This window comes from Pseudomonas sp. PDM27 (genome assembly GCF_019219205.1).
GTDB lineage: Bacteria > Pseudomonadota > Gammaproteobacteria > Pseudomonadales > Pseudomonadaceae > Aquipseudomonas > Aquipseudomonas laurylsulfatiphila.
In genome coordinates this window covers 938,255-964,200 of record NZ_JAHUWF010000001.1, presented here as the reverse complement: position 1 = coordinate 964,200, position 25,946 = coordinate 938,255, and the positions used below count along the sequence as shown (strand labels likewise).

The window sequence follows — 25,946 nt, the reverse complement described above, 5'->3', positions numbered from 1 at the left end:
CATGACACTGTTGACCATCGCCACCACCCAGATGCCCTGCACCTGGGACCTGAAACACAACCTCGACCAGGCCGAGCAACTGGTCCGCGAGGCCGCGGCCAAGGGCGCGCAGGTCATCCTGTTGCAGGAGCTGTTCGCCACGCCGTATTTCTGCATCGAGCAACACCACAAGCACCTGGCCCTGGCCGAGGAGTATCGCGACAGCCACGTGCTCAAGCGCTTTGCCGCATTGGCCAAAGAGTTGGGCGTGGTGCTGCCGCTGAGCTGGTACGAGAAGGCCGGCAATGCCTACTTCAATTCGTTGAGCGTGGCCGACGCCGACGGACGCCTGTTGGGCGTGTATCGCAAGACCCACATCCCCAACGCCATCGGCTATCAGGAGAAGGAATACTTCAGCCCCGGCGACAGCGGGTTCCGGGTCTGGGACACCGCGTTCGGGCGCATCGGCCTGGGAATCTGCTGGGATCAATGGTTCCCGGAAACCGCCCGCTGCCTGGCCTTGATGGGCGCCGAAGTGTTGCTGTTCCCCACGGCCATCGGCTCGGAGCCTGGCTGTGCCACCCTCGATTCCCGCGATCACTGGCAGATGACCATGCGCGGCCACGCCGCCGCCAACCTGTTGCCGGTGGTGGCGGCCAACCGTGTCGGCCGGGAAGCGGCGACCACCGACCCGACCCTGCAAATGAGCTTCTATGGCTCGTCATTCATCTGCAATCACAAGGGCAAGTTGCTCGCCGAAGCCGACCGCGACAGCACCGGCGTGCTCGTCCACACCCTGGACCTGGCGGCCATGCGCGAAGACCGCCTGACCTGGGGCATCTACCGCGACCGCCGTCCGGACATGTACGGCGCCTTGCTGACCCAGGACGGTCGTCAGATCCACTCACGCTGGGCAACCCAAGGGGTGTGACATGAATACGATCAACAAGCTGTGCCTGGCCATGGGGCTGGCGCTGACCTGTGCGGTGCCTGCGTTGCACGCCGAGGAGAAAACCCTGCGGCTGTACAACTGGGCCGATTATTTTGCCGAGGACACCCTGAGCAGGTTCACCGCCGAAACCGGGATCAAGGTGATCTACGACGTCATGGACGGCAGTGAAACCCTGGAAGCCAAGATGCTCGCCGGCGGCAGTGGCTACGATCTGATCTTCCCCGGTGATACCGTGGCCGAACGCCTGATGCGCGCCGGCAGCCTGCAACCGCTGGATCAGTCCAGAATCAGCGCCTTGAACGACGTCGAGCCCGGGTTGCAGAAGCTGCGCTCGCACTATGAGCATTCGAGCAACGCCACGGTTCCCTACACCTGGGGCACCATCGGCCTGACCTACAACGCCGAACAGGTCGCCCAGCGTGCGCCGGACGCACCGGTCAACAGCCTGGACATGCTGTTCAAGCCGGAGCTGGCGGCGAAGTTTGCCGATTGCGGCATCTCGATGATCGACTCGCCGGACGAAGTGCTGGCGGTGGTGCTCAACTACCTCGGCCGCGACCCGCGCAGCGGCAAACCGGCGGATCTGGCGGCGGCCAGTGAGTTGCTGATGAAGATGCGGCCGTACGTGCGCAAATTCCAGTCGCAACCGGTGACCGATCTGGTCAACGGCAACCTGTGCATGTCCCTCGGCTACAGCGGCGACATGACCCAGGCGCAGCGCACGGCCGACAGCGCCGGCAAGAAAACCACCTTCCACTACCGCATTCCCCGCGAAGGCACCACGGTGTGGATGGACACCATGGCCATTCCCGTCGACGCCCGGCACCCGGAATACGCCTACGCTTTCATCAACTTCGTGATGCGCCCGGAAAACATGGCGGCCATCAGCAACTTCACCGGCTACCCGACCTCCAACGCCAAGGCGCGGCCGGACGTCGATGCCGCGATGCGCAACAACCCGGACATCTACATCGATGAAGCCACCTACGCGCGGCTGATTCCCGGCAAGGACATTCCCCAGGTTGACATGCGTGCACGCATGCGCACCTGGACCAAGTTCAAGACCGCTACCGTCAATTGATCACCGGTCGGCCCGCGGGCCGGCCAAACCCCGGATTTCAGGAACACATATGCCGACACGTCGAACATTCATCAAGCAGGTATCGGTCTTTGCCGGACTGGGCGCGGTGGCGTCCATGGGAGTGGGCTTTGCCGCTCTGCCGGTGCGCGCGGCCGGCAAAGGCAACGGGTACATGCCCGATGAAGGTGAAAAACACCAGCGGGCCTTCATCGCCTTCGGGGCTCAGGCCGCGATCTGGGAGGACTTCACGCCCCACGTGCAAGACGCCCTTGGCCGGATCGCCCGCAGCATCGCCGAATACGAGCCGGTCACGGTGTTCTGTCGCCAGAGCGAACGGCGCCTGGCCGAAAGCAAATGCGGCAGCCACAACACCACCTTCGTGATCACCGAACTGGACGACATCTGGATGCGCGACATCGGCGCCAACTTTGTCGTCGATGATAACGGCAACCTCGGCGCCGTGGACTTCAACTTCAACGGCTGGGGCAACAAGCAGCAGCATGAGGACGATGCGCAATTGGCCGCCCAGGTCGCACAAAACGCCAGGGCCGAGTACCAGCGCAGCGAACTGGTGGGCGAGGGCGGTGGCATCGAAGTGGATGGCCACGGCACCGGGATCATGACCGAAAGCAGCTGGATCAACCGCAATCGCAACCTCGACTGGAGCAAGGCCGAGGTCGAAGCGGAGCTGAAGGAACGCCTGGGCCTGCGCAAAATCATCTGGCTGCCGGGCATCAAGGGCAAGGACATCACCGACGCCCACGTCGACTTCTATGCGCGCTTCGTCAAGCCCGGGGTGGTGATCGCCAACCTCGACAACGACCCCGAGTCCTACGACTACAAGGTCACTCGCGCCCATCTGCAGATCCTGGAAAACGCCACGGATGCCGATGGCCGCAAATTGCAGGTGCATACCGTTTCGCCACCGCTCAACCCGCGCAACAGCCAGTTCAGCAAGGACAACCAGGACTTCGCCGCCGGCTACATCAACTACTTCGTGATCAACGGCGCGATCATTGCGCCGCAATTCGGCGACAAGCAAGCGGATGCCAAGGCCTTCGACCTACTTTCCGAACTCTACCCTGACCGTGAAGTGGTGCAACTCGACATCGACGCGATCTCCGCGGGCGGTGGCGGGATTCACTGCGTGACCAGTCATCAGCCGATGGTGTGATGATTTCAGGCTCTACACAAAACCTGTGGGAGCGAGCCTGCTCGCGAAGGCGGTGGGTCAGTGAACAATATATTGACTGACACTCCGCCTTCGCGAGCAGGCTCGCTCCCACAGGGATTTTGGGTGAATCAGTAAGTCAGGCCCTGCTGGCCTTCAGATAAGCACCGAGGCGCCGCCCCATCTCCTCACCCAACGCCTGCAAGCCACTCAGCGGTCGCACCATCACCTCAAACTCGACAATCCTGCCCTGTTCGTTGAAGCGGATCATGTCGATGCCCTTGAGCTCTTTCTCGCCGACCCGGGCGCTGAATTCGAGAATCACGTTCAAGCCATCCGCCGTCGCCAGCTCGCGGTGATAGGCAAAATCCTCGAACACGTTCATGACCGTGTTGAGGATCATCGACACCACCGGCGCCCCCGGATACGGCGTGTGCGCCATCGGCGAGCGGAACACCGCCTGCGGATCGAGCAATTCGGGCAAGGCGCTCAAGTCGCGGTTGCCGAGCATCGCGTGCCACTGCTTCAAGGACGCGGCGACGTTGGGGTTCAGGTTCAGCTCAGACATCTTCAACTCCTGTTTTTATTGTTGTGGTGCGAAAGCGTTGGTCGATCACCCTGGCGGCATCGTCGGCCCACTGACAGTAGAGCATCGGCCCCGGATGAAAGCCGTCGCTGGCCATCAAGCCCGGTTCGGGCGCCAGCGGGGTGGTCAGCATCGTACATTGATCCACGCCGGCGGCCAGATCCGCAAGCCGTGCATTGAAACGACGCGCCCTGTACCCCAGAAACCAGCGCAGCGGCTGCGGCAGGGCAGGGAACAAATGCATCGGCGGAAGCGGCGACACCACAACCTGCTTCACCGCGAATGTGTCGCACAACAGCGCCATCAATCGCTGTTGCCGAGCGAGCCACTGATCCAGGGTGAGCGAACTGGTGACATCGTTGACGCCAATCGACAACAGCGCCACATCGAACGGCTCGGGGGCGTGCTGTTCGAGCAGCTCCAGCAACCCTTGCGAATCCAGGCCGGTGCGCGCCCAGAGTTTCCACGACACCTGATAATCCTCGGCCAGGCGCTCGACCAACCGACCGCTGAGCGCCTCGCCTTGAGTCGCCGCCCCCACCCCCGCCGCGGCGCTGTCGCCGACAATCAACAACCGCAGAACGTCGCCGCTGCCGGCCTCGCCCTGGCGTTCGCCTTCGGCTTCCGGCAGCCTCGGTGTCACCCGTCGCGTGTACAGGCCCTGCATCAGCAGCAATGGGCCGAGCAAAATTTTGGCGAGGGTTTCAACCCGGCTCATATGACGTTATCGCCCCGCAATACACAGCTCCCCGGTCGCACGAATCATCGCCTGGCCATGCAGGTAATCCTTGATCAGCGCCGAGCGTTCGGTGGCCAGCCATTGCGGGCAGTTCGGGTCTTTGCGGTAGGGCAGGAACGCGGCGTACTGCGTGAGCAGCAGGTTCTGCAGTTTGTCGAGTTTGGGCCGGATGTCGTTGTTGAGGTCCGGTCGTGGCGTGTCCGGTGCCTCGTGCGCCGCTTGCCATTGCGCGAGCCGGCCGTATTGCACCAGTTTGCTGGCTTCGATCTGGGCGGTGATCAGGTCGGCGACATCGTCGGGGTCGAGCTTGCGCTGGTCCGCCTGCTGGCGCGCGTTGGCGATGACTTGCGCTTCCCGGGCATTGTCCTGGACCGGTTTGCCGCTGTCCCACTTGGTCAGCGCCACCAGCTCACTGATGTACAAGCGCTCATTCATCGTCGCCAGCAAGGGTTGCAGGGCATCGGGTGCCGGGGGCGTCGTGCCGGCCTGGGCACCGCCGGCGAACAAACCGAGCAGGGCGCAGGCCAGCCAGTGCGAAAGGCGTGGGGAACGGGGCATGGACGGAATCTCCTTGGACGCAGAAATCACTCCCGCTTGTGTATCACAAGTGCGGCCAGGGAACGACAGGTTGCGAATGATTCAGGCCAGCAACCGCTCAATCTGCGCCAGTTCCCAGGTGCTGAGCAAACTCACCGGGTCGGTGCCGAAGCGCTGCCCGCTGTCGAACGCATACTCGCGGCCATCGGGGCATTGGCCGTGCAGGCAGTGGCGCAAGTGACCGGCGTCGACATCGAGCAACAGGCGCCAGCCGTCGATGTCGACCCGAACATGACTGGACTCGCAAGCGTCGTCGACTCGCTTGAAGGTGCGAATACCCTGGGCGGCATCGCGCAACGGCTGGTAAACCTCGCGGGCGGTGAGGGCGGGCACAGGTGTCTCCAGGATGAAATCGGGGGAGGCACAGGATAGATCATCAGCGTGCATAGAAGCCCGGCTTATGAGGCCGGCTTCACGCCGCGAGCCACCAGCGGCCCTGCAACAAAGAAACAACCCGGAGTTTCGGCCTAGACCACCTGCACATTCTGAGCAGTACTCGCCACGGCATGACAACCACAGGCCAGGAGATGGCCCTGCAATACCACCGGAATGCCGTTCATACGCCGGCGGGGATGCCCTTCGACGAAGGCAAACTCGCCCAGATGCAGCGGGCAGGAAGCCTTGTCGCCCAACACCGCCGGGGTTTTTCCATTGAGGGTATGCGTGCCTTCGAGCTGGCAGGAAACCACGGTGCCACCGCTGCTGGTGGCGTCGCCCAGGCAAATGGGATGGCTCATGTTCTGGGTACGCCGCCGTTAGGGGAACCGAACTTGAAAGGGTCGGCACCTCGGTTCTCGCGGTTCTTCGTTTTGCGCGCCTCGTCCGGTGGGCGGATCATCTGTACCGTCAGACTGCCGTCCTGGCCGGCGTAGACCACCGCGCTGGCTCCGCCGTCCAGGTAGCTGGCGATGGTCGCCAGGTTGATTTCCACCAATGCTCCACTGACCCCGGTATTGCCCAGACGCCGACCGATGTCGTAACCCTCATCGACATTGCCCAGCTCAATGCCATGGCCGTCCGTATTCAGGCCGTGCAAGGCCATGGTCAGGGCGATCTCAGCGTCCCGGTTGTCGGTGGTGTCATAGAACACGCGGACCGGCTTTTGCCCTTTGGGTAATGTCTCCAGGGCTTGCAGCCAGCCTGCCTGCAGGGCTTTGGCCTGCAAGGCCGGTTTTAGGCGCTGGCCGTGTTCATCCTGCATCGAGACCTTGATTGGTCGGTGCAAGTAACCCAGCACTGGCGCGGCGTCGAACTCTTTGACCTGGTGTTGGGCCCAGCGGATGGGTAGCCATGGGGAGGGTTCGAACTCTCCTGGCCCGCGGTTGCTGATGGTTTGCCACAGGGTGGGGAGTTGGGATTGCCAGTAGGCGGTGGACATGGTGCCGGGGGCATCGGGGTTTGCAAAACCCTTGGCACGCTCCGCCTCTTCGTACACATCTCGAAATTCTCGGGAATGCTTCCAGTAAAATGCCCAAAGTTTGCCCAGATCAGTGTTTTTGTTTTGGTTGTCCTCACGCTCGTGAGTGGCATAACGGCGAATGTACCGATCCACCCGATCCGAGCGAGTGACTAGCAGCCCCGCCATGCTTTCGTACACCGTGGGGACGACGTGGCCGTTCTGCAACCCAGGGGTGCCAGGCACGCGTAAACCGTTTCGCGTGACGTCGCCGTCCTCGCTCACGATCAAGGCCTGGGGCACTTTGGGGTTGTCATCAAAGAACTGGAACAAACGCTCGATCATGCCTTGGGCATGGGTCGTATTCTCCGCGTCCTGCCACAAAAACAGCGTGACACCAAGCGTGGCGGCATTGCGACCGTTGAGGATATTGCTCGCAGCCCCTGTATCTGAAGGTTGTTTGGGCGGCGCGATGGAAAACACCGGGATTGGCCAGTACGCCACTGACGCGCCTGCCGAATGTTTGAATGAAACTCGGATTTTGATATCTCTACTAATCTCTCTGAAGTCCAGTGAGTCCGTGTAGTCCTTGGGGTCTCGTGAGTAAATCGAAGCAAAGTTGTCGTTTTTCTTTTTGATGAAATGCCAGATTTCAGATTGATGATCGTGATAAATCCCGAGACCTACCCCTCGTATTTCCAAGGCATAAGTCCGCGCTTGCGTGGCCTGCCGCTCGGCGATCTGCGCCTTGACGTCGGCTTTGTAAGCGGCAAGCCCCGCCCTTTCATTGGCCACGGCCTCTCCCCACCAGTGAACGCTGAAAATCAGCACCAAGGGACCCAGAATGGCGGCGATACCCCAGCGCATTACCGGGTTCATGTCTCGAAGTTCCATGTTGAGTTCCTGTGCCTTGATTTGAACAATCCAGACGAAGCCGAGCCAAAGGATCAGCAGTACGCCGGCGATCCAGAGATAGGGCTTCAGTTTCGGTAGCGCTCGGGGGCTGTGTTGAGGATCGCTCACAAGGCACCTCCTTTTTTAGAGGCGCTGGCAAGCAGAGCGGGTGGCGTCAGCGAGACCAAATCGGAGGGTGGAAATATGCCCTCTTGGTAATACAAATAGCTGGACTTCACTAGCGCCTGAGCCTCAGTGCTGAGTCGCAACCACCCTGGCAACCGTTCAACTTGCTCGTATTGTTTTTTGTCCATCTTCCAATCCGCAATCGCCACCAACACCTCACGCATCTCCGGGTCGTCAAGGCAGTGGGCCTGGCCAATGGCAATGTCCATCGCCGTCACCCAACGCTGGTTTTCCGGGCTGCGTAGGATTGCCGAGTGATAGGAGTTGGCGCCCCAGGTCCCCTGGTCATGTGCCATGCGTGCCCGGGCCTCGCGTGGGGTTTCCTCGCGCTCGTGGCAGGAACTGCCGCTGGAGCGGGCCGCGCCCTTTCGTACGGCGCGCGTATGCTCCTCCGGGTCTTCGGACAACCCGTTGAAACGCGCCAGCGCTTCCTGCTGCGTGGTGTACGGGGCGTCATACTCGATGGGCATTTTGATCCACAAGAAGGTCGCGGCGTCCTTGCCCAGCGCGATGCTTTTTGCAACCTCATCGGGTTTGTCCAGGCCCGCGGTGGTCGGGCTGCCTTGGATGGCTTCGCCACCGAACATCTGCGGCGCATGGGGCGGGTGCAGCGCCTCGGCGTTGATCAGGCGTTCCTGCCCCTTGGCTATCGGCGCTTGCGAGGCCACTCCGGTGACAAAGGAAGCGCCCGGGTAGCGGTGTTCGCCTGGCGCGCGGATGAACTCGGGTTGTGGCGGCTTGCCCACCAGCACCGGCTCGCCGTCACGATGGCGTTTGGTCCACAGCCGTTGATAGAAGCCCAGAGACTGCAGCGCCATCATCGCCGGCCGGCCATCCGGCGTTGCATCCGGCACCCCGTAGGTGCCGATGCCTTGCACGTCGTCCAGAGCCACGGTGGTGTCGTCCGGGCAAAAATACAGGTACACCTTGCCGCGATTGTCGCGCTCGGGGAAAACGCTGAGGTTGCCGATCTTGTCCTGGCGGGTCCCCTGCGTCGGTGACCATCGAGGGCCGCTGCGACCGCCATAGGTTTTGGCTTCCCGGAGCGCGGATAATGGTGGCTGGGGATGGGGCGTTTGCGTGACCGCCATGACGATACGGATCAGGGTGGCGAGGGTGTCATGGTCCTTGGGGGTGACGTCGCGCAGGACGCTATAAGGCGTGTCCACGAGAATCAGGGTATCGGCGCAACGCTGCCCCTTGTCCACCAGCAGGGCTTGCGCCAGTAATGCGATCAGGGTGCCTTGGCTATGGCCCATGATGGTGATGGTTTCATCGGGGGATACCCGGCGAATTTCCCTGACCAGCATTGCCAGACGGTGAGCGGCTAACACAAAGTAATGCCGCAGCGGCGCATTGGCGAAGAGTAGGTAATTGTTCGGCTTGATCAATTCGACCATGCCGGTTTTCCGGTTGGCCTTGAAGCCCTCGCCATACATCTCTTTCAGGTTGTTGGTGGCATTGACAAAAAAACCACCGGCCTTGGCAAAGTGGCGATCCAGGCGATTGCCCTGGATATCCTGAAACTGGTTGCGCATCCTGAACGGATCACCGGCATCATCACGCTTGACGTGTTCCGGTGCGGCGCGATAGCCCCAGTAGAACGGGATCATCAGGCTGCGGGTTTTGGGTGCGGTAGTATCTCGACGATAAAGGTAGGTATCAGGGTCATCGAGTATGGCACTCTGATCACTGCTCAACTCTTCACGCGGCACTTCCTTCGCTGCACTGTAAGCCGCCCCATACCGCCCCGCCTTGAGATCCGGCCGATCCAGCCGCTCATTCACCCCCTGGCACAACCCGGTTTCCACCGACTCATAGGACGCCCCCGGGTCATTCACGCCATGCAGGAAGATCACCACCCCCGGCAGGTCGGCGGGCACTTCCAAGTTGCGCACGGTGTTGCAGTTGGGCAGCAGGCGAGTGGTGAGTTGCGCCACGCAGTACATCTCTTCGCTACTCATTGGCGGCCACCGTTCGGGCCTTTGTCACGCATCGCCGCCGTTTGCGCCTGATGCATCTGCTCGCGCTCCACCCGCTCGGTCAGTCCGCTTGAATCCGTCAGTCCTTGCACCGTGCTGCCATCCTCCAGTTTGATTTGGTAAGCATGCTCGACCGCCAGTCGGGCGCTGCCGTCGTCGTGGCCGGGGTAGTGAAAGGCCAGGCGTTGAGCGGTGGAGTCACGACCAAACGTGGGCACCGAAGCACTGTCGGTCTTGGGCCCCACCCAGTCATGCTCGCCGGCATGCACAATCGCCTTGCCCTGCGTTCCGATCTCGACCCCGCCACCGATCCTGATGTAGCTGCCGTCATCGGCCACCAGGCGGATGGTGGGGGCGGTGATGAGCACTTCGCCTTCGGCGGCCGACAGGTGCAGGTTCTTTTGCGCGTTGAGCACCATGTCGTCGTCCTGGGCCTGCACCAGCACCTTGCCGCGATTGGCGATGGCGCTGATGCCCTCGTCCTGGGCGAAGGCGCTGATGCCTTTGCCGGCTTGCAGGCGCATGGCCGCGCCGCTGCTCAGCTGCAAATGATCCTGGGCGGTGGTGTCATGGTTTTCACCGGCGTAATGCACCTGTGAGCGCGGTGTGGCGCTGGCAATGCCGGCTGCAGCCGCCACCGCGACCACCGGTTCGCCCGGACTGTTGCTGGTCGGTTCAGGCCATTGACTCAACGACTGGCGCAACGCCTCGATGCCCTGGGTGTCGATCTTCGGGCTGCCACGGGCAGCGGCGGTCTGGCCGAGGGCCTGGAACAGTTCGCCGCACTCGGCCAACAGCTTGAGCAGTTCTTCGCGGTCCAGCTGTGAGCCCTGGGCATCGTGGCGAGCGTAGGTGGTCAACAACAGCCCTTGGGCCGCCCGCAGGGCAATCGCGGCATCGCTGCGCAGTTCGGCGCCCTGGCCGCGCGCCTGGGCCTGCCCGTCGGTTCGCGGCGTGACGAGCTTGCCCAGGTTCAGCGCGGTGGCCTGATGGGTCGTGCCCAGTCGGGTGCGCAACGCCCCGGGTGTATCGTCGAAGAGCAGTTCGTTGAAGCCCTGGCCCTGATGTTCCCGGGTCTGGATCCCGGATAAGGTTCGATTGCCCGGCAACCCCGTGGCGTTACTGAAGTGCGGGGGAAAATGGTCGGCGTTGTAGAGCACCGACGTCACCAGGGGACGGTCGATGTCGCCACCGAGGAAAGTCACCAGCACTTCCTGACCGATGCGCGGCAAGAACTGGTGGCCGAAGCCGGCGCCACCACTGGGCATGGCGACCCTTAGCCAGGTCGTGCCCTGGGTGGGGTCCTGCGCCCGCTGCCAATGAAAGCGCACTTGCACGCGCGCCAGTTCGTCGGTGAAAACCTCCTCACCTTCCGGGCCCACCACAATGGCGGTGAGCGGCCCGGAAATCGTCGGCCGCGGGGTAATGATCGGTGGGCGAAAGGCAATCTTGTGGCGGATGCAGACGAAACGGTTGTCGTAGCTCGCCGGTTGATCCGTCAGGTAGTTGTTGCGGCCCTGGTGCTCCACCTTGAGCAGGAGGAACTGACGATCATCCACGGGATCAGCATCGTGATCGAAGTGCTGGGTCAGTTCGAAGGTGTAGCCCGGCAGCATGGCGCGACAGTTACTGGCGCCCTCAAACGTCTTGCCCTGGACCTCCAGGGCTTCGAGTCGATGCCGCACCAGCGCTTCGCCCTCTGCGGGCATACCGTGGCTGTAATGACCGGGAAAGTCGTAGATCTCGTAGGCTGGCACATCACCCTGGACGTTGAGGCTGGGCATGCTGACCGGCAGCGGATTGCGCGGCTGCCGGTAGTCGAACGTCCGGATGGCCATCTTGCCGGACTGCAAAACCCGCTGGCTGCTCCATCGGGTGATCGAGTCGGCGGTCTCGGTGACCGCCGCGCTGTGGTAGCGGATCCGCGGTTGCCGGGCCAGCGGCTCAAGGTGGCGGGAATGGTCGGTGATGATCAGGCGGTGTTCTTCCTTCGTATGCTCGAAGTAGAACAACAAGCCCTCCCGCTCCAGCAGGCGCAAGACGAAATCCAGATCGCTCTCGCGGTATTGCGTGATGTAGCTGTGGGACTTGAGCGGCTGCTCCAGGCGGAACTCGAACCTGGGCAGCACGCCATAGTGGGCGAACACCGTGCGCAGGATGTCTTCGATGTTCTGCTCTTGAAAGATCCGCGAGTCGACGCGTCGCGACAGCATCCACAGCCAGGGGCTCAAGGTGGCCGAATAGTAAGCCAGGCCGCCGTCACTGTTCTGCAGGCTGAATCGACTGATGTAGCCCTGAATGTAACGCGCCTCGCCGGTTGCCAATTCAATCTCGAGTGACGCCGGTTGTCCCATTAACGACTTGAGTTCCAGTCGCGCATCCTGACTGATCAGCGACAGCTCGAAACTGAATAGTGTCGATAAGCCCTCGGCGCCGGAGAAATGCTCGAGCAGCAGCTCCTGCTGGTTCGCAATCGGGGAGGTGAACCTGATCAGACGCCGGTTCTGTGGCGAGGATATTTTTGTCAGTTCCATTAACAAGCTTCCTGCGGCATAAGCAACCCGTGGTCGCCCCAGGACCTGCGCATCCATGCTCCTAGCGAAACCCAAAGGCGGCAATTAAGTCGCTTGTGAAATAGCTTGTATGTAGGACGCTTCCTTTTTTAGATGCGGATTTGTCGGCGCAATCGCGATCGACGCAGTGGCGCTGTACGTTTTTTGTTTTGGGCGGCGGTAGATACGTGGGTACCGGGGGCGAGTCCTGAAGCAGGCGTGAACCTGTTTCAGGACTGGACTAAATGCACGCAGCGGCCATCAAACTCAGGCTTGTTTGTTCAACGCCGCTTCCGCCGCGGCGATGTCAGCCTGGCGCTTGACGATCATGTCGCCCACCGGTGGCCCCTGGAAGCGCCGGGCTTCAAAACCGAACCAGACGATGGCGGTCAGGACCAGGAAACCGATGGTGATGTACAGCGCCCAATCGTTCGGTGGCTGGATGCCGATGACGAAGATGATGATCATCGACAGGATCGAGAGGATGGCGAACACCGAGTACCAGAATCGCCCCATGTTCCATGGCCCCATGGTCGGCCACTTCGACGTCCCGTAGGTAAACAGGCCGAGCGCGATGGGAATGGCGAAGGAGAAGAACAGGAAGATCACCGTGCAGGACACCACGATCGTGTAGACCGGCGTTGCCCCGACCGAGATCACCGACGAGCCCCAGTCGAACAGGACGGCAAGGGTGGCACCGGTCCAGATGGCCGCCACCGGGCTGCGAAAGGTCGGCGAGACGGAGGACAGGGCTTTGGAGCAGGGCAGGCCACCGTCCCGGGAGAAGGCGAAGATCATGCGCGAAACCGAGGTGACGGTGGCCAGTCCGCAGAGTACCTGCGAGATGAATATCGCCACGAAAAGCACCAGTTTCAAGGTCGGGTTGACCTGGGTGTTCATGGCCCAGAAAAACACGTTCCAGCCTTGCTTGGCCGCCTCGTCCATGTTCGGCAGCATCAGCACGAACGCGCTGAGCATCAGCCAGCCGAACAGCAACGACCAGACCACCGACATGACCATGCCGCGGGGCACCGACATGGCCGCGTTGCGGGTTTCCTCGGAGGTATGCGCCGAGGCGTCATAGCCGGTGATGGTGTAGATCGGCAGCAGCAGGCCGAGCATGAACACCCAGCCGTTGGAGACCTGCGGCCAGACGTTGCCGCCCGCTTCGCCGGAATAGTTGCCGAAGGTCCACAGCCGCGCGAATTCATAGCTGGGTGCCGAGATCAGGCAGACGATGGTCAGCGCCAGCGCCGTGGCGAAGATCAGGTAGCCGGAGAAGTCGGTGAGCTTGGCGGTCAGGCCGATGCCCAAGTGGTTGCACAAGGCTTGAAGGCCCGTGAGGATTGCCAGGAAAATCACCCTGACCGTGGTCGTGTCCTCCATGCCCAGTGCCGGTCCGAAGGCACCGAAAAAGAAGTAATAGGTACCGACGTTGATCGCCCCCAGCACCGTGACCAGCCCCAGCAGGTTGAACCACGCGGTCAGCCAGCCGGTGAAGCGGTTACCGAGGATCGAGCCCCAGTGGTACAGGCCGCCGGCGGTGGGGTAGGCCGAGGAAATCTGCGCCATGGCCATGGCGAATACCCCGGAGATCAGGCAGCCGATCGGCCAGCCGATCCCGATGGATATACCCCCCGCGCCCGAGGTGCCCTGGGCCAGTGAGTTGATACCACCGGAGAGGATGCAGATGATCGAAAAGGAAATGGCGAAGTTGGAGAAAACACCCATTCGTCGTGAGAGTTGCTGGGCGTAGCCCATGCTGTGCAGCACCTTGACGTCATCGTCGTGCGCTTCGGTGCCCGGCTGGCTTGTTGGGTTCATTGTTGTGTGCCCCTTTTCAGGTATTGGACAGGCCGAACTGAGCCGCCGTAGGCTCGACCTTGGTTTTCTGTAGGAGCGAGCTCGCTCGCGATGGACTTGAGGACGACGCGGGGTGTCAGGCTCCCCGCGTCATCGTTGACGTCCATCGCGAGCAGGCTCGCTCCTACAGACGGCCGTGAAGTGCCGCGTCGAAAATCTTTGCCACGCCGTCCCGGGTCAAGGGCAGCGGGTTGCCACCTGCCGAGGGGTCGACAATCGCCATGTCCGCGATCAGGTCGGCCTGCCGGTCATCCACGCCCAGTTCAACCAACGTATGGGGCACGCCGATGTCCTTGCGCAGCTTGAGGACGAAGGCCAGGAAACTGTCGAACCCCGGCGAGGGCAGGCGCAGGTACGCCGCCAGGCGGGTGATGCGCTCCTCGATGGCCGTGCGATTGAATTGCAGGACATAGGGCATGAAGGTGGCGTTGGTCATGCCGTGATGGGTGTCGTACAGCGCACCCACCGGATGGGAAAGCGCATGCATCCCGCCCAGGCCTTTCTGGAATGCCGTGGCGCCCATGGCCGCCGCCGCGAGCATTTGCGCGCGCGCCTCGAGGTCCGACGGCGTGTGTACCGCTTTCACCAGGGCGTTGGCCACCAGGCGCATGCCTTCCACCGCAATGCCATCGGCCAGGGGATGAAAACCGGGGGCGCAGTACGCTTCCAGGCAATGGGATAACGCGTCCATGCCCGTGCCGGCGGTGACCTTGGCGGGCATGCCGACGGTGAGGGCGGGGTCACTGATGACCACGCGCGGCATCATTTTCGGGTGGAAGATGATGCGTTTGGTGTGGGTGCGCTCGTCGATGATCACCGCCGCACGCCCGACTTCCGAGCCGGTCCCCGCCGTGGTCGGCACGGCAATGACCGGGGCGATGCGGCTGTCGTCGGCGCGGGTCCAGTAGTCGCCGATGTCTTCGAAGTCCCAGACCGGGCGGGTCTGGCCGCTCATGAAGGCAATCAGCTTGCCCATGTCCAGGCCACTGCCGCCGCCGAAGGCGATCACACCGTCATGTTTGCCGGCGCGCCAGGCGTCGAGCCCGCCGGCCAGGTTGGCTTCGACCGGGTTGGGCTTGAGGTCACAGAACAACGCCACACCCAGGCCGGCGGCGCGCAATGCGTCCAGTGCCGCCATGGTGATCGGCGCGCGCGCCAGGCCGCTGTCGGTGACCAGCAAGGGGCGCTCGATCCCCTGGCTGCGACAGACATCGGCCAGCTCGGCAATGCGCCCGACACCGAAACGAACGCTCGTGGGGTAGTTCCAGTTTCCTGTCAGGTTCATGGTCTACACCTCGTGACGCAGATGAAAGGATTTGGCCCGGGTCAGGTGCTCGTAGCCCAGTGACGACAGGGTGACGCCGCGCCCGCTGTTCTTCACGCCGGTCCAGGCCAGCGCCGGGTCCAGGTAATCGCAGCGGTTCATGAACAGCGTGCCGGTGGCGACCTGGTTGCCCAGGCGTTCGGCCGCTGCGAGGTCCCGGGTCCAGATGGACGCGCTGAGCCCGAACTCACTGTCGTTCATCAAGGCGATGGCCTCGTCATCGCTGGCCACCGGCATGATGCCGACCACCGGGCCAAAACTTTCATCGCGCATGACCGACATTTGATGGCTGACATCGACCAGGACCTGCGGCGCGAGGTAGGCGCTGCCCGGCACGTCGGCGCTGAAGGCCTGCGGATCGATCAGCGCCGTCGCGCCCTGGGCCAGTGCTTCGGCGATCTGGCCACGCACGAAAAACGCGGCGCCCGGTGTCACCATCGGACCGAGGGTGGTGGCTTCGTCCAGCGGGTTGCCCAGCACGTACTGGCGGGTCAGTTCGGCGAAGCGCTCGACAAACACCGGGAAGATTTTCTGGTCGACGTAGATGCGTTCCACCGCGCAGCAACTCTGCCCGGAATTGAAGAAACTGCCGTCCACCAGGTTTTCCACCGCATGCTCGAGGTTGGCGTCAGCCCGCACGTAGGCCGGATCCTTGCCGCCGAGCTCCAGGCCCACGCCGATGAAGCGTCCCGTGGCGGCGCTTTCCATGGCCTTGCCGGCATCGACTGAACCGGTGAAATTGACCTGCTGTACCCGGCCCGAATCAATGATCGCGGCGGTCTGCCGATGATCGAGCAGCAGGTTGTGGAACAGGCCATCCGGCAGATGGGCGCGGCGCATGGCCTCGGCGAAACGCTCGCCCACCAGCAGCGTCTGCGACGCATGCTTGAGGATCACGCTGTTGCCGGCCATCAGCGCCGGGATGATCGTGTTCACTGCCGTCAAATAGGGGTAGTTCCACGGCGCGACCACCAGCACCGTGCCCAGCGGCTCGCGCTTGATGTAGCGTCGAAAGCCCGCCACAGGCGCCGGCTCTACAGCGGCCAGCGCTTGCGGCGCGATGGCGATCATGTGCCGGGCGCGTTCGGCAAAACCGCGCAGTTCGCCGGCGCCATAGCGCACCGGGCGCCCCATCTGCCAAGCCAGTTCCGGCACGATGTCGGCCTGCATCGACAGCATCGCGTCCACTGCGGCGCTGCACAATGCTGCGCGTTCGCTCAGTGAGCGGCGTTGCCATGCCGCCTGTGCGCTGGCAGCGGCGGTCAGCGCCTGCTCGACCTGCGCCGCATCGGCCATCTCTCGTTCGACGTACACCCGGCCATCGACCGGGGAGATCAATTGCACCTTCGCAGTCATGATGTTCTCAATAGCGCTCGAAGCCGCGCTGCAGTTCCCAGTCGGTGATTCGCCGGTCGTACTCTTTCTGTTCCCACTCGGCGGTGTGCACGTAATGGTCGACCACCTCATCGCCGAACGCCTCGCGCAACATGGCGGAGGCCTTGAGGGCGGCGCTCGCCTCGCGCAGTGTCTTGGACACTTCCGGCAAATGCTCGTCCTGGTAGGCATCCCCTTCGAAGGGCGGCACGAGATCGAGCTTTTCGTCGATACCGGCCAGGCCCGCCGCGATCAACGCGGCGAAGGCCAGATAGGGGTTGAGGTCGGCACCGCCGATGCGGCATTCGATGCGGATGGACTTGCTGCCTTCGGCGCACAAGCGAAAGCCGGCGGTGCGATTGTCGCGGCTCCACACCGCCCGCGTCGGCGCAAAGGTACCGGCCTGGAAGCGCTTGTAGGAGTTGATGTAGGGCGCGAGAAAACAGGTGATGTCGTTGGCGTACTTGAGCTGCCCGGCGACCCAGGCACGCATCAGTTTCGACATGCCGAACTCGGCTTTCGCGTCGAAGAACAGCGGCTTCTTCGCGTTCTTGTCCCACAGCGAATTATGGATATGACTGCTGGAACCGGCGGCGTCGTAGCGCCACTTGGCCATGAAGGTGATCGCCTTGCCCTGCAGCTGCGCGATCTCTTTGCAGGCGTGCTTGATGATGACGTGGTGGTCGGCCATGGTCATCGCATCGGCGTAGCGGATGTTGATCTCTTCCTGGCCCGGGCCCCATTCGCCCTTGGAGTTTTCCACGGGAATGCCCGAGGCCTGCAAATGCTTGCGAATCGCCCGCAGCACCGGCTCTTCGCGGGTGGTCTGGAGGATGTTGTAGTCCTCGATGTAATGGCCGGCGGTTTTCGGTTTGTGATAGTTGCGCTTGTGGATCGCCTCGTAGCTCTCATCGAACAGATAGAACTCGAGTTCCGAGGCAAACATGCCGGTATAGCCGCGCTCGCGCAGGCGCTCGACCTGCTTTTTCAGAATCGCCCGCGGGCTGTGGGGCAGGTCCTGGCGATGGTGATGATCGAGCACGTCGCACAGCACCAGCGCCGTGCATTCAAGCCAGGGCACGCGCCGCAGGGTGGACATGTCGGGCTTGAGCACGAAATCGCCGTAGCCCTTGCTCCAACTGGCCGCGGCGTAACCCGGCACCGGCTCCATGTCGATGTCGTCGGCCAACAGGTAGTTGCAGCAATGGGTTTCTTCGTGGCCGCTGTCGATGAAAAACTCGACCTGGAAGCGCTTGCCGACCAGGCGTCCCTGCATGTCGACCATGCAGACCAGCACGGTGTCGATTTCGCCGGCGGCAGCGGCGCGTTTGAGTGCATCAAAGCTGAGGAGGGGCTCGGTCATCACGGCAATCCTGCGTGAAAGGTTTTGGCCAGTCTGAGATCGCTGTTGCAGACGCTCTCCAGAAACACCCAAAACCTGCAGAACCGAGCATCATGAGCAACGAGTTGCTCAAAGCTTAGCCTACCGTAGCAATGTGCAACTATTGTAGGAGCGAGCTTGCTCGCGATGGACTCGAAGACACCGCGTTTAATCAGAAGCCCCGCGTCATCGTTGACGACCATCGCGAGCAGGCTCGCTCCTACAGGTCAAGGGTGCTCGCGTTTACTCCGGCAATCCCGCCAGGCGCAATCCATCGACGAAACGGGCGAAATCTTCAGGCCGTTGAATGGGCAGCCAGTCCTTGAGGGCGCACAGGCGCAATGAGGGATCCAGCGCTAGCAGGCGTTGCATCGCCGGCTTCGCTTTGTCCATCCGACCACCGAGCGCGTGACTGGCCGCCACCAGTGCCGCGGCGACCAGCAGGCTGGGCAGGTTGCCCAGTGCCTTGTCCGCCCAGGCCGCAGCGGCATCGAAGTCCCCGGCGAAGAAATGCGCGAGCGCCATGCCGACCTGCATCCTGAACATTTCCGGGTCCAGCGGGCTCAAGCGAACGGCATGGTTCAAATGCTCGATGGCCGCGTCCGTTTCACCGCGCAACGCCCGCAGGATACCGCCCAGAAACCAGGCGGGGGCGAGGTTGGGATTGAGCAGGCGCGCCCTGTCGAGCAGTGCAATGCCGCCGTCGACTTCGCCAGCGAGATGGGCCAGCGCATGTCCGCCCCGGGTCAACGCCACGGCATCATCGCGGCCGAGGGTCACCGCCAGACGCGCCAGCCGTATGCCCTCGGCGATTTCCGCGGGTCGATCGCTCATCCAGCCATTAAGCTTGCGCCAGAAGTGGCACCAGGCAGCCATGCCATAGGCCGAGGCAAATTCCGCATCGAGCTCGATGGCCTGGTAGAACATCGGCAGGGCCTGCTCGATGGCTTCCCGGCCGCCGCTGTGCAGTTTTGCCATGGCCCGCAGGTAGTAGTCGTAGGCGTCCAGGCTATCCGTCGGCTTGCGCTTGGCGCGTTCGATTTCTGCCCGCTCCAGTTGTGGCGCGATCGCGCCGACGACGCTTTCGGTGATTTGGTCCTGCAGCTCGAAGATATCGTCCAGCAGGCCTTCGAAGCGCTCGGCCCAGAGGTGCGTACCGCTTGTCGCGTCGATCAGTTGCCCGGTAATGCGCAGCTTGTTCCCGCTCTTGCGCACGCTGCCTTCGAGCACGTAGCGCACGCCCAGCGCCTGGCCAACGCCTTGGGCGTCCACCGTCTGGCCCTTGTAGGTGAAGCTCGAATTGCGCGCGATGACGAACAGCCAGCGAAGGCGCGACAGGGCGGCGATGATGTCCTCCACGACGCCGTCGGCGAAGTATTCCTGCTCCGGGTCGCCGCTCAGGTTCTGGAAGGGCAGGACGGTGATCGAGGGTTTTTCCGGCAGGACCAGCGCCGGGGAGGGGAATGGCTTCGGGGCGGCGGTCGGGTGTTCATCGCTCTCGGGCTGTCGCGCTTGCCCGGCCAGGTCGCCGTTGATCCGGCCAACGAAGCGGTAGCCTTTGCGGGCGACGGTGCGTACCAGTCGCTGCTCCTCACCGGTATCGCCGATGGCCTTGCGCACGGCATTGATGTGGCTGGTGATGGTTGATTCCGAAACGATCCGGTCGCCCCACACCGCCTTGAGCAATTCGTCCTTGCTGACGACGCGGTCGGGATTGTTGACGAACAGCAGCAACAGGTCGAAGACCTGCGGACCGACGGCCACGACTTGCCCACGTAGGGTCAGCTCCCGGCGTTCCTGATCGAGTACGTAGTCTTCAAAACTGAATGGCAAGTCGGGCATCCCCTGGCGAAGCGCCCTCAACTCCGTGTCCCAGGCGGCTGATTGGTAACTGGGAAAGATGATACGGCAGCTCGACAGCCGCTGCACCGTCGGCGGCAAGGAAGGCTGGACGAACGTCAGTTGCCTTGGACAAAAATCCAAGCGCTCTCCAAGGCAAACCCAAGGACTTGCCTGACCCGTGCAGGCAATCTCTCTACACCGACGCAATGGTTGCCGTCGACAAGTGGAGAACAGTCATGAAGATCGTCGTCATCGGAGGCTCCGGCCTCATCGGATCGAAACTTGTGAACACCCTTCGCGAGCGCGGCCATGATGCGCTCGCCGCCAGCCCCAGCACGGGCGTGAACAGCATCACCCGCGAAGGCCTGGCCGAAGCGATGGATGGTGCTGACGTGGTGGTCGACGTGGCGAACGCGCCATCGTGGGAGGACCAGGCCGTTCTCGACTTCTTCCAGACCTCCAGCCGTAACCTGCTGGCCGCCGAAGCCGCCGCCGGAGTTCGTCATCATGTTGCCTTGTCGATTGTCGGCAGCGAACGGCTTCCCGATACCGGTTACTTCCGGGCCAAGGTCGCGCAGGAAGCCCTTATCAAGGCGTCCAGCATTCCCTACACCATTGTGCGTGCCACGCAGTTCTCCGAGTTTGCCGGCGGCATTGTCCAGTCGTTCGCCGTTGGCGATGAGATTCATGCGTCCCCGGCGCTGATCCAGCCGATAGCATCCGACGACGTGGTAGCGGCGCTGGCCGATGTCGTGCTGGCAGCGCCGCTCAATGGCACCGTTGAAGTCGGCGGTCCGGAAACCATGCCGATCGACGAACTGGCCAGGCGCTATCTGCGAGCCACCCAGGACAGCCGCAAGGTCGTGCCGGACGTACATGCCCGTTACTTCGGCGCCGTGCTCAACGATCAATCGCTGGTCACCGGCAAGAACGCACGCCTGGGGGCGATCCGCTTCGACGACTGGCTGGCCCGGTCGACAGCGCAGTAACGCATCGCACCCTCACATATACCTACCCATCCAGGAGAAATCCCATGGTTACCCGATTGCTAATGGCCGCTGTCTTCGCCGCGCTCTCGATCAGCGCCGTCTCGGCCGCCGAGCCGCCCCCCGGCAAGGTGACGGTGGTGTTCGACCGTCCCATTCCCAACATCCCCGGCAAGAGTATGAGAGGCGTGGTCGTCGAGTATGGGCCGGGTGCCGCGTCGCCGGCCCACACCCATCCGAAAACGGCCTTCATCTATGCGACGGTGCTGGAAGGCTCGTTTCGCATCCAGGTCAAAGGCCAGCCGGAAAAGATCTACAAGGTCGGCGAAAACTTCGTGGAGGAGCCGGGTTCCGTGCACCTGGTCAGCGCCAACTCCAGTGACACCCAACCGGCACGCCTGTTGGCGGTGTTCGTCCTCGACACCGAGGAAAAGGTGCTCGTCACCCCGATCAAACAGTGAGCCGATCAACCCGCTCATGAAGGCCCGACAGCCGGGCGGCAGACCCTGCCGCCCCGTGGCTGCCTGGTGCTTGCCACTGAACAGGACATGAAAAAATGAACTCGCTCCAGGACAAGGCCGCCATTGCCGCCGCAACACCGGTGGTCATGGTGCGGCGCAGCCAGCGCAAGACCATCGGCCTGTTGTTGTGTGTCGCGGCCGTGATGTTCGTGGCGGTTTGGGGCGCCATGGCGTTTACCCGTGGCGTGACCTCGACCGACAACGCCTATGTCCGCGGCGACGTCACCTCGCTGGCCGCCAAGGTCGCCGGCTATGTCACGGCGCTCGAGGTCGAGGACAACCAGGCCGTGCGCGCGGGTGATGTGCTGTTTCGTATCGATGACCGCGACTATCGCGCCAAACTTGCGCAAGCCGAGGCCAATGTCAGCGCCGCCCGGGCGAACCTGACCCATGTCGACGCGCAGATCCGGCTTCAGCATGCACTGATCAGGCAGGCCGAAGCACAAAGACGCTCGGCCACCGCCGACATGAGCCTGGCGGCCAAGACCCACGACCGCAGCCGCAAACTGATCGTCAGCAATGCCGTGAGCCAGGCACTGGTCGATGAAACCGGCACGGCACAATCCAGAGCCGTGGCGTCGGTATCGGCCGCTTCGGCAACGGTCGAGGCCCAACAGCAGCGCATCAGTGTGTTTGTCGCGCAAAGAGAGGCGGCCGTGGCAGCGGTGGCCCAGGCTGAAGCGGCCCGTGATCTCGCCCGGATCGATCTCGATCACACCGTGGTGCATGCGCCGGTGGATGGCGTGGTCGGCAATCGTCAGGTTCGCCTCGGCCGCTTCGTCACGCCGGGTGTCGCCCTGCTCGATATCGTGCCGGTCAACGATGTGTGGGTCGTGGCCAATTTCAAGGAAACCCAGCTCGAACAGATTCGCCCCGGTCAGCCCGTGCGCGTCACGGTCGATGGCTACCCCGATGCGGCACTGGCTGGCGTGGTCGACAGTTTTGCACCGGGCAGTGGCTCGGCGTTCAGCCTGTTGCCACCCGACAATGCCACCGGGAACTTCGTACGTGTCGTACAGCGCGTTCCGGTGAAGATCCGCCTGGCTGACAATCCGCTGCCGGGGCGCATCGTGCCGGGGCTGTCCGCGCGGGTAGAGGTTGCGCAAGGGGCCGGCTCATGAGTCGCGCCAGGCCGACGACCGGCGTGCTGCTCATCGCGGGCATCGTCCTGGCCGCGTTGACCGAAGCGATCGCCAGCACCGTGCTCGCCCTCGGACGCGGCGACATCATCGGCGACACCTATGCCACACCTGACGAGTTCGCCTGGCTGGATGTCGGCTACATCGCCCTCAAGCTGATCGGGTTCATGCTCGCCCCTTGGCTGATGCAGCGGTTTTCTCCACGCAACGTGCTCATCGGCGCCACCCTGGTCATGGGCCTGGCGTGCTGCGTGGCTGCCGTCAGCGCTTGGCTGGAGCTGCTGATCGCATTGCGCATCCTGCAAGGCTTCGCCGGCGGTGCTTTGCTGGTGGCGGGTCAGGCGATGATCTTTCGCGGTTATCCGCGCGCCCTTCAGCCGATCCTGCAAGCCCTGTTCGCCATGGCGGCCGTGGTCGCGTCCGCGACCCTCGCACCGGCCCTGCAAGGGTGGTTGATCGACAGCCAGTCCTGGACCTGGATTTTCTTCAGCGTGGTGCCGCTGGCATTGGCAGCGACCGGGCTCTTGCTCATCGCCGACCACCCCATGCCCGCCAGGGGCCGGCAGCCTTCGTTTGACTGGCTCGGGTTCTCGTTGCTCGCTGCGGCCCTGTTCTGTTTCACCTACGTGCTCAGCCAGGGCAGCCGCTGGGACTGGTTCGAGGAACCGCGCATCCTGGTGCTGACGGTGCTCGGTGCCGCCGCGCTGCTGGGCTTTCTCGGCCAACAGGTCCTGGCCGACGGCCAGGGGCTGCTTGATTTCAGCCTGTTCAAATCGAGCGATTTCACCTTTGCCTTTATCGTCAGTTTCGTCGCCGGTGCCGCGCTGTTCGGCAGCGCCTACCTGATCCCGGCATTCGCCCTGTCGGTACTCGCCTTCACACCGACCGATGCCGGCCTGCTGCTGTTGCCCAGCGGCGGTTTTTTTGTCGGGTCGCTGCTCATCGCCGCCTGGTTGTTCCAGGTCCGCCGCGTGCCGCCGGTGGCGACCGTGCCCTTGGGCATCCTGCTGATCATGGCGGCGATGTGGATGCTCTCCGGCTCTACCAGCGAAAGCGGCAGCGATGACATGATGGTGGCCATCCTGCTGCGCGGCCTGGGCCTGGGCTTCCTGTTTCTGTCGATCACACTGATCGCCTTCACCCACCTCAACAGCCGCAACCTGGCCAGCGGCATCGGCCTGTTCAACACAGGCCGCCAGCTGGGTGGCCTGATCGGCGTCGCCGGGCTGCAGACCTTGATCGAGCATCACGCCGTCACCAACGGCGCGGTCCTCGGCACCTACGTCACTCCGGGTGGGCACGCGCTCATCGAGCGGCTGACGACCACCACCGCGATGCTGGCGGGGAAGGGCATGGACCCGCTGACCGCCGGCCGGGCGGCCAGCAGCCTGCTGGGCAAGGCGGTGTCAGGTCAGGCCACGGTGATTGCCTTCGACACGGCGTTCTTCGCCGTGGCCCTGCTGTTCGTTTTTGCCGCGCCCATCCTGGTCGGCATCAAGATTGGCCTGGCGCGCTATGCGAAAGCGCAGGAACAACGGACGAACTGATCACCCGCACGAAAAAGCCCGGCGGTTGAGGCCGGGCTTTTCGTTGAGTCCTGCGGTAAAGCACTGCATTCAGACAGCGCGGCTTTCGATCAGACGGTCGGAGCCACCTTCGGCGACGCGGTTTTGCAGCAGCTTGTCGGAACCGCCTTCGGCAACACGGTTTTGCAGGAGCTTGTCGGAACCGCCTTCGGCAACACGGTTTTGCAGGAGCTTGTCGGAACCGCCTTCAGCGACGCGGTTTTGCAGGAGCTTGTCAGAGCCGCCTTCGGCGACGCGGTTTTGCAGGAGCTTGTCAGAGCCGCCTTCGGCCACACGTTTTTCCAGCAGGCGATCCGAACCACCTTCGGCCACACGATTCTCGAGAAGGCGATCGGAGCCACCTTCAGCCACACGGCTTTCAATCAGACGATCCGAGCCGCCTTCAGCGACCACAGGTTGAGCAGAGTTTGCGGCGAAAGCGTTAACTGCGAAAACCGAGAAAGCGATGCTGAGGAGGGTCTGGCGTTTCATGAGGGTGTGCTCCGGGGTGCTTATGGGTTGGTATGGAGCAGATGTTACGCCGGGGATTTTTTAAGAGAACTTCATTGAACTGATGGTGACTATCGATGCGGTCAATGGATCGCAGATCCATGTGGGAGCGAGCTTGCTCGCGATGGCAGTTTCACATTCAACATCTGTGTCGATTGACACACAGCAATCGCGAGCAAGCTCGCTCCCACAGGTTTTCATGTGCCTGACAACGGGGCTCAAGCCTCGCTGATCTGGCTGACGCTGGTGATCTGACCATTCCAGACCATCTCGTAATGCGCTGCTTGAATGATCGAAGACACGGGCCTCGGCGTCATCAACGCCCAGCAATGACTGCCCGGCATGCGCACTGAGTGATAACGCAAACCGGGACAACCGGCGTCCCGCACCGCCCGCCCCAGCACGCGGGAATGGCTGTAATCGTCCGACGCATACACCGGATCGGTCAGCGGCAGGGCGGTGGCGTCCTTCATCCCGCCATCGCCAAAGGCACAGGCCAACCCGCGAAACACAAACCGCTCATAGTTCAGGCCCGGCACCTTCGACCAATACAGAGCCTGGTGATGCCGCACTTCGGCCAGCGCCGCTTCCATCGAATCCGCCAGGTACAACACCCCGAAACTGCCGTCACTGAAGCGCGACCCGGCCGGATTGACATGGGTAAACGGCGCGATGGCGTAAGAGCACCCGGCAATCCCGAACGGGATCTCGCTGCGCGCAATCAACTCCAACTGACCCAGCTCATTCTTCAACCGCGGATTGGTCAACGCCTGAATCTCGAACAGCACCTCAAACTCATCCGCATCCGCGACGTCATCAAACAACGCAATCGGCGGAAACTTCGAATTGACCAGGCGATAAGCCTGCAACGACTGACCGGCAAACACCGCCAGCTCACTCGCCATCACCATTGCGCACCCCGCAACATGTCGATGCGGCGGTAGGTTTCATACAGCGCAATCATGTCGCCCTGGGCCATGATCTCCAACGGGCTGCGGCCATTGAAAAACTCATTGTCATTGGCCATCGAGGCAAAGCCGTACACGTTGTCCGGGTTGTCGAACACCAGCCGCAGCGTGGCGTGAATGTTCAGCACGAAGCTGATGCGCTGCATCTGGTCTGCATCCAGTGCCACCGCCCAGTCCGGGTCACGCTGACGGGCGCGGGTGTAGGTGCTGCGGGAAATGCGCAGGATGCGACAGGCCTGGTCGCTGGTGGCCTGCCACTTTTCCAGAATGCTCACCGCAGCGCGCAGGCCGGTGACGCATTGGTTCTTGCTGAAGGATTGGGGTTGCAGGGGGACGGCCATGATCAATACCTGTCTTG

General features: G+C 62.7%; 23 protein-coding genes. 7 read left to right on the top strand and 16 right to left on the bottom strand.

Features of this window, described 5'->3' with window-relative positions; genetic code table 11:
• The first annotated feature begins 1 nt into the window (after position 1).
• Genes aguB through KW838_RS04275 form a run of 3 tightly spaced genes read left to right on the top strand, consistent with a single transcriptional unit; the run spans position 2 to position 3,186 of the window.
• Positions 2-910: an N-carbamoylputrescine amidase gene (gene aguB, locus KW838_RS04285; RefSeq protein WP_007980688.1), complete on the top strand. Its 909-nt coding sequence runs from the start codon at positions 2-4 to the stop codon at positions 908-910.
• A 1-nt stretch (position 911) separates the two neighbouring features.
• The gene (locus KW838_RS04280) at positions 912-2,012 is read left to right on the top strand and encodes an extracellular solute-binding protein (RefSeq protein ID WP_218500518.1); all 1,101 of its coding nucleotides are present in this window, start codon (positions 912-914) and stop codon (positions 2,010-2,012) included.
• 49 nt (positions 2,013-2,061) lie between these two features.
• Complete coding sequence (locus tag KW838_RS04275; RefSeq protein ID WP_218500517.1) at positions 2,062-3,186, top strand: agmatine/peptidylarginine deiminase; 1,125 nt, start codon at positions 2,062-2,064, stop codon at positions 3,184-3,186.
• A gap of 136 nt (positions 3,187-3,322) precedes the next feature.
• Here KW838_RS04275 and KW838_RS04270 read toward each other — a convergent pair whose 3' ends face one another.
• The 13 genes from KW838_RS04270 to KW838_RS04210 form a co-directional block, all read right to left on the bottom strand.
• Entirely contained in the window at positions 3,323-3,751 is a 429-nt protein-coding gene (locus KW838_RS04270; RefSeq protein ID WP_116581400.1) for a nuclear transport factor 2 family protein, read from the bottom strand.
• Positions 3,744-4,487, bottom strand: a complete 744-nt coding sequence (locus KW838_RS04265; protein ID WP_218500516.1) for an SGNH/GDSL hydrolase family protein — start codon at positions 4,485-4,487, stop codon at positions 3,744-3,746. The genes KW838_RS04270 and KW838_RS04265 overlap by 8 nt, the downstream gene beginning before the upstream one ends.
• Positions 4,488-4,493: 6 nt before the next feature.
• Positions 4,494-5,066 carry a chorismate mutase gene (locus KW838_RS04260; protein ID WP_218500515.1) on the bottom strand — a complete coding sequence of 191 codons (573 nt, stop codon included), beginning with the start codon at positions 5,064-5,066 and terminating at the stop codon, positions 4,494-4,496.
• Between the two features lie 81 nt (positions 5,067-5,147).
• Positions 5,148-5,438, bottom strand: coding sequence for a hypothetical protein (locus KW838_RS04255; RefSeq protein WP_218500514.1), 291 nt, complete (start codon positions 5,436-5,438; stop codon positions 5,148-5,150).
• Between the two features lie 134 nt (positions 5,439-5,572).
• On the bottom strand, positions 5,573-5,842 hold the full coding sequence (locus KW838_RS04250) for a PAAR domain-containing protein (protein WP_218500513.1): 270 nt from the start codon (positions 5,840-5,842) through the stop codon (positions 5,573-5,575).
• A complete protein-coding gene (locus KW838_RS04245) occupies positions 5,839-7,524 on the bottom strand; it encodes a DUF2875 family protein (protein ID WP_218500512.1) in 1,686 nt (561 codons plus the stop codon). The genes KW838_RS04250 and KW838_RS04245 overlap by 4 nt, the downstream gene beginning before the upstream one ends.
• On the bottom strand, positions 7,521-9,545 hold the full coding sequence (locus KW838_RS04240; protein ID WP_218500511.1) for a DUF3274 domain-containing protein: 2,025 nt from the start codon (positions 9,543-9,545) through the stop codon (positions 7,521-7,523). Before KW838_RS04240 ends, KW838_RS04245 begins: the two co-directional genes overlap by 4 nt.
• Positions 9,542-12,103 (bottom strand): type VI secretion system Vgr family protein, encoded by a 2,562-nt coding sequence (locus KW838_RS04235; RefSeq protein WP_218500621.1) that lies wholly within the window; start codon positions 12,101-12,103, stop codon positions 9,542-9,544. The genes KW838_RS04240 and KW838_RS04235 overlap by 4 nt, the downstream gene beginning before the upstream one ends.
• Before the next feature lie 279 nt (positions 12,104-12,382).
• On the bottom strand, positions 12,383-13,939 hold the full coding sequence (locus tag KW838_RS04230) for an amino acid permease (protein ID WP_218500510.1): 1,557 nt from the start codon (positions 13,937-13,939) through the stop codon (positions 12,383-12,385).
• A gap of 163 nt (positions 13,940-14,102) precedes the next feature.
• A complete protein-coding gene (locus tag KW838_RS04225) occupies positions 14,103-15,263 on the bottom strand; it encodes an iron-containing alcohol dehydrogenase (RefSeq protein WP_218500509.1) in 1,161 nt (386 codons plus the stop codon).
• A 3-nt stretch (positions 15,264-15,266) separates the two neighbouring features.
• Positions 15,267-16,658: an aldehyde dehydrogenase family protein gene (locus KW838_RS04220; RefSeq protein WP_218500508.1), complete on the bottom strand. Its 1,392-nt coding sequence runs from the start codon at positions 16,656-16,658 to the stop codon at positions 15,267-15,269.
• A gap of 7 nt (positions 16,659-16,665) precedes the next feature.
• Entirely contained in the window at positions 16,666-18,039 is a 1,374-nt protein-coding gene (locus KW838_RS04215; RefSeq protein ID WP_104447722.1) for a glutamine synthetase family protein, read from the bottom strand.
• A 261-nt stretch (positions 18,040-18,300) separates the two neighbouring features.
• A complete protein-coding gene (locus KW838_RS04210) occupies positions 18,301-19,890 on the bottom strand; it encodes a winged helix-turn-helix domain-containing tetratricopeptide repeat protein (RefSeq protein ID WP_218500507.1) in 1,590 nt (529 codons plus the stop codon).
• 245 nt (positions 19,891-20,135) lie between these two features.
• On the opposite strand from KW838_RS04210, the gene KW838_RS04205 reads away from it, so the two are divergent.
• From KW838_RS04205 to KW838_RS04190, 4 genes are all read left to right on the top strand, one after another.
• A complete protein-coding gene (locus KW838_RS04205) occupies positions 20,136-20,888 on the top strand; it encodes an SDR family oxidoreductase (RefSeq protein WP_218500506.1) in 753 nt (250 codons plus the stop codon).
• A gap of 44 nt (positions 20,889-20,932) precedes the next feature.
• Positions 20,933-21,346, top strand: coding sequence for a cupin domain-containing protein (locus KW838_RS04200; protein WP_218500505.1), 414 nt, complete (start codon positions 20,933-20,935; stop codon positions 21,344-21,346).
• 95 nt (positions 21,347-21,441) lie between these two features.
• A complete protein-coding gene (locus tag KW838_RS04195; protein ID WP_218500504.1) occupies positions 21,442-22,527 on the top strand; it encodes an HlyD family secretion protein in 1,086 nt (361 codons plus the stop codon).
• Positions 22,524-24,092, top strand: coding sequence for a DHA2 family efflux MFS transporter permease subunit (locus tag KW838_RS04190; RefSeq protein ID WP_218500503.1), 1,569 nt, complete (start codon positions 22,524-22,526; stop codon positions 24,090-24,092). Before KW838_RS04195 ends, KW838_RS04190 begins: the two co-directional genes overlap by 4 nt.
• A 69-nt stretch (positions 24,093-24,161) precedes the next feature.
• Here KW838_RS04190 and KW838_RS04185 read toward each other — a convergent pair whose 3' ends face one another.
• The 3 genes from KW838_RS04185 to KW838_RS04175 form a co-directional block, all read right to left on the bottom strand.
• Positions 24,162-24,602 carry a phage infection protein gene (locus KW838_RS04185; protein ID WP_218500502.1) on the bottom strand — a complete coding sequence of 147 codons (441 nt, stop codon included), beginning with the start codon at positions 24,600-24,602 and terminating at the stop codon, positions 24,162-24,164.
• Between the two features lie 236 nt (positions 24,603-24,838).
• Positions 24,839-25,531: an RES family NAD+ phosphorylase gene (locus KW838_RS04180; protein WP_218500501.1), complete on the bottom strand. Its 693-nt coding sequence runs from the start codon at positions 25,529-25,531 to the stop codon at positions 24,839-24,841.
• Positions 25,525-25,929, bottom strand: coding sequence for an antitoxin Xre-like helix-turn-helix domain-containing protein (locus KW838_RS04175; RefSeq protein WP_218500500.1), 405 nt, complete (start codon positions 25,927-25,929; stop codon positions 25,525-25,527). The genes KW838_RS04180 and KW838_RS04175 overlap by 7 nt, the downstream gene beginning before the upstream one ends.
• Positions 25,930-25,946: the final 17 nt, after the last annotated feature.

Excerpts from the sequence above, each read along its gene's own strand:
- aguB (WP_007980688.1), top strand. The coding sequence starts at position 2 with ATGACACTGTTGACCATCGCCACCACCCAGATGCCCTGCACCTGGGAC.
- KW838_RS04280 (WP_218500518.1), top strand. The coding sequence starts at position 912 with ATGAATACGATCAACAAGCTGTGCCTGGCCATGGGGCTGGCGCTGACC.
- KW838_RS04275 (WP_218500517.1), top strand. The coding sequence starts at position 2,062 with ATGCCGACACGTCGAACATTCATCAAGCAGGTATCGGTCTTTGCCGGA.
- KW838_RS04270 (WP_116581400.1), bottom strand. The coding sequence starts at position 3,751 with ATGTCTGAGCTGAACCTGAACCCCAACGTCGCCGCGTCCTTGAAGCAG.
- KW838_RS04265 (WP_218500516.1), bottom strand. The coding sequence starts at position 4,487 with ATGAGCCGGGTTGAAACCCTCGCCAAAATTTTGCTCGGCCCATTGCTG.
- KW838_RS04260 (WP_218500515.1), bottom strand. The coding sequence starts at position 5,066 with ATGCCCCGTTCCCCACGCCTTTCGCACTGGCTGGCCTGCGCCCTGCTC.
- KW838_RS04250 (WP_218500513.1), bottom strand. The coding sequence starts at position 5,842 with ATGAGCCATCCCATTTGCCTGGGCGACGCCACCAGCAGCGGTGGCACC.
- KW838_RS04240 (WP_218500511.1), bottom strand. The coding sequence starts at position 9,545 with ATGAGTAGCGAAGAGATGTACTGCGTGGCGCAACTCACCACTCGCCTG.
- KW838_RS04230 (WP_218500510.1), bottom strand. The coding sequence starts at position 13,939 with ATGAACCCAACAAGCCAGCCGGGCACCGAAGCGCACGACGATGACGTC.
- KW838_RS04225 (WP_218500509.1), bottom strand. The coding sequence starts at position 15,263 with ATGAACCTGACAGGAAACTGGAACTACCCCACGAGCGTTCGTTTCGGT.
- KW838_RS04220 (WP_218500508.1), bottom strand. The coding sequence starts at position 16,658 with ATGACTGCGAAGGTGCAATTGATCTCCCCGGTCGATGGCCGGGTGTAC.
- KW838_RS04215 (WP_104447722.1), bottom strand. The coding sequence starts at position 18,039 with ATGACCGAGCCCCTCCTCAGCTTTGATGCACTCAAACGCGCCGCTGCC.
- KW838_RS04205 (WP_218500506.1), top strand. The coding sequence starts at position 20,136 with ATGAAGATCGTCGTCATCGGAGGCTCCGGCCTCATCGGATCGAAACTT.
- KW838_RS04200 (WP_218500505.1), top strand. The coding sequence starts at position 20,933 with ATGGTTACCCGATTGCTAATGGCCGCTGTCTTCGCCGCGCTCTCGATC.
- KW838_RS04195 (WP_218500504.1), top strand. The coding sequence starts at position 21,442 with ATGAACTCGCTCCAGGACAAGGCCGCCATTGCCGCCGCAACACCGGTG.
- KW838_RS04190 (WP_218500503.1), top strand. The coding sequence starts at position 22,524 with ATGAGTCGCGCCAGGCCGACGACCGGCGTGCTGCTCATCGCGGGCATC.
- KW838_RS04185 (WP_218500502.1), bottom strand. The coding sequence starts at position 24,602 with ATGAAACGCCAGACCCTCCTCAGCATCGCTTTCTCGGTTTTCGCAGTT.
- KW838_RS04180 (WP_218500501.1), bottom strand. The coding sequence starts at position 25,531 with ATGGTGATGGCGAGTGAGCTGGCGGTGTTTGCCGGTCAGTCGTTGCAG.
- KW838_RS04175 (WP_218500500.1), bottom strand. The coding sequence starts at position 25,929 with ATGGCCGTCCCCCTGCAACCCCAATCCTTCAGCAAGAACCAATGCGTC.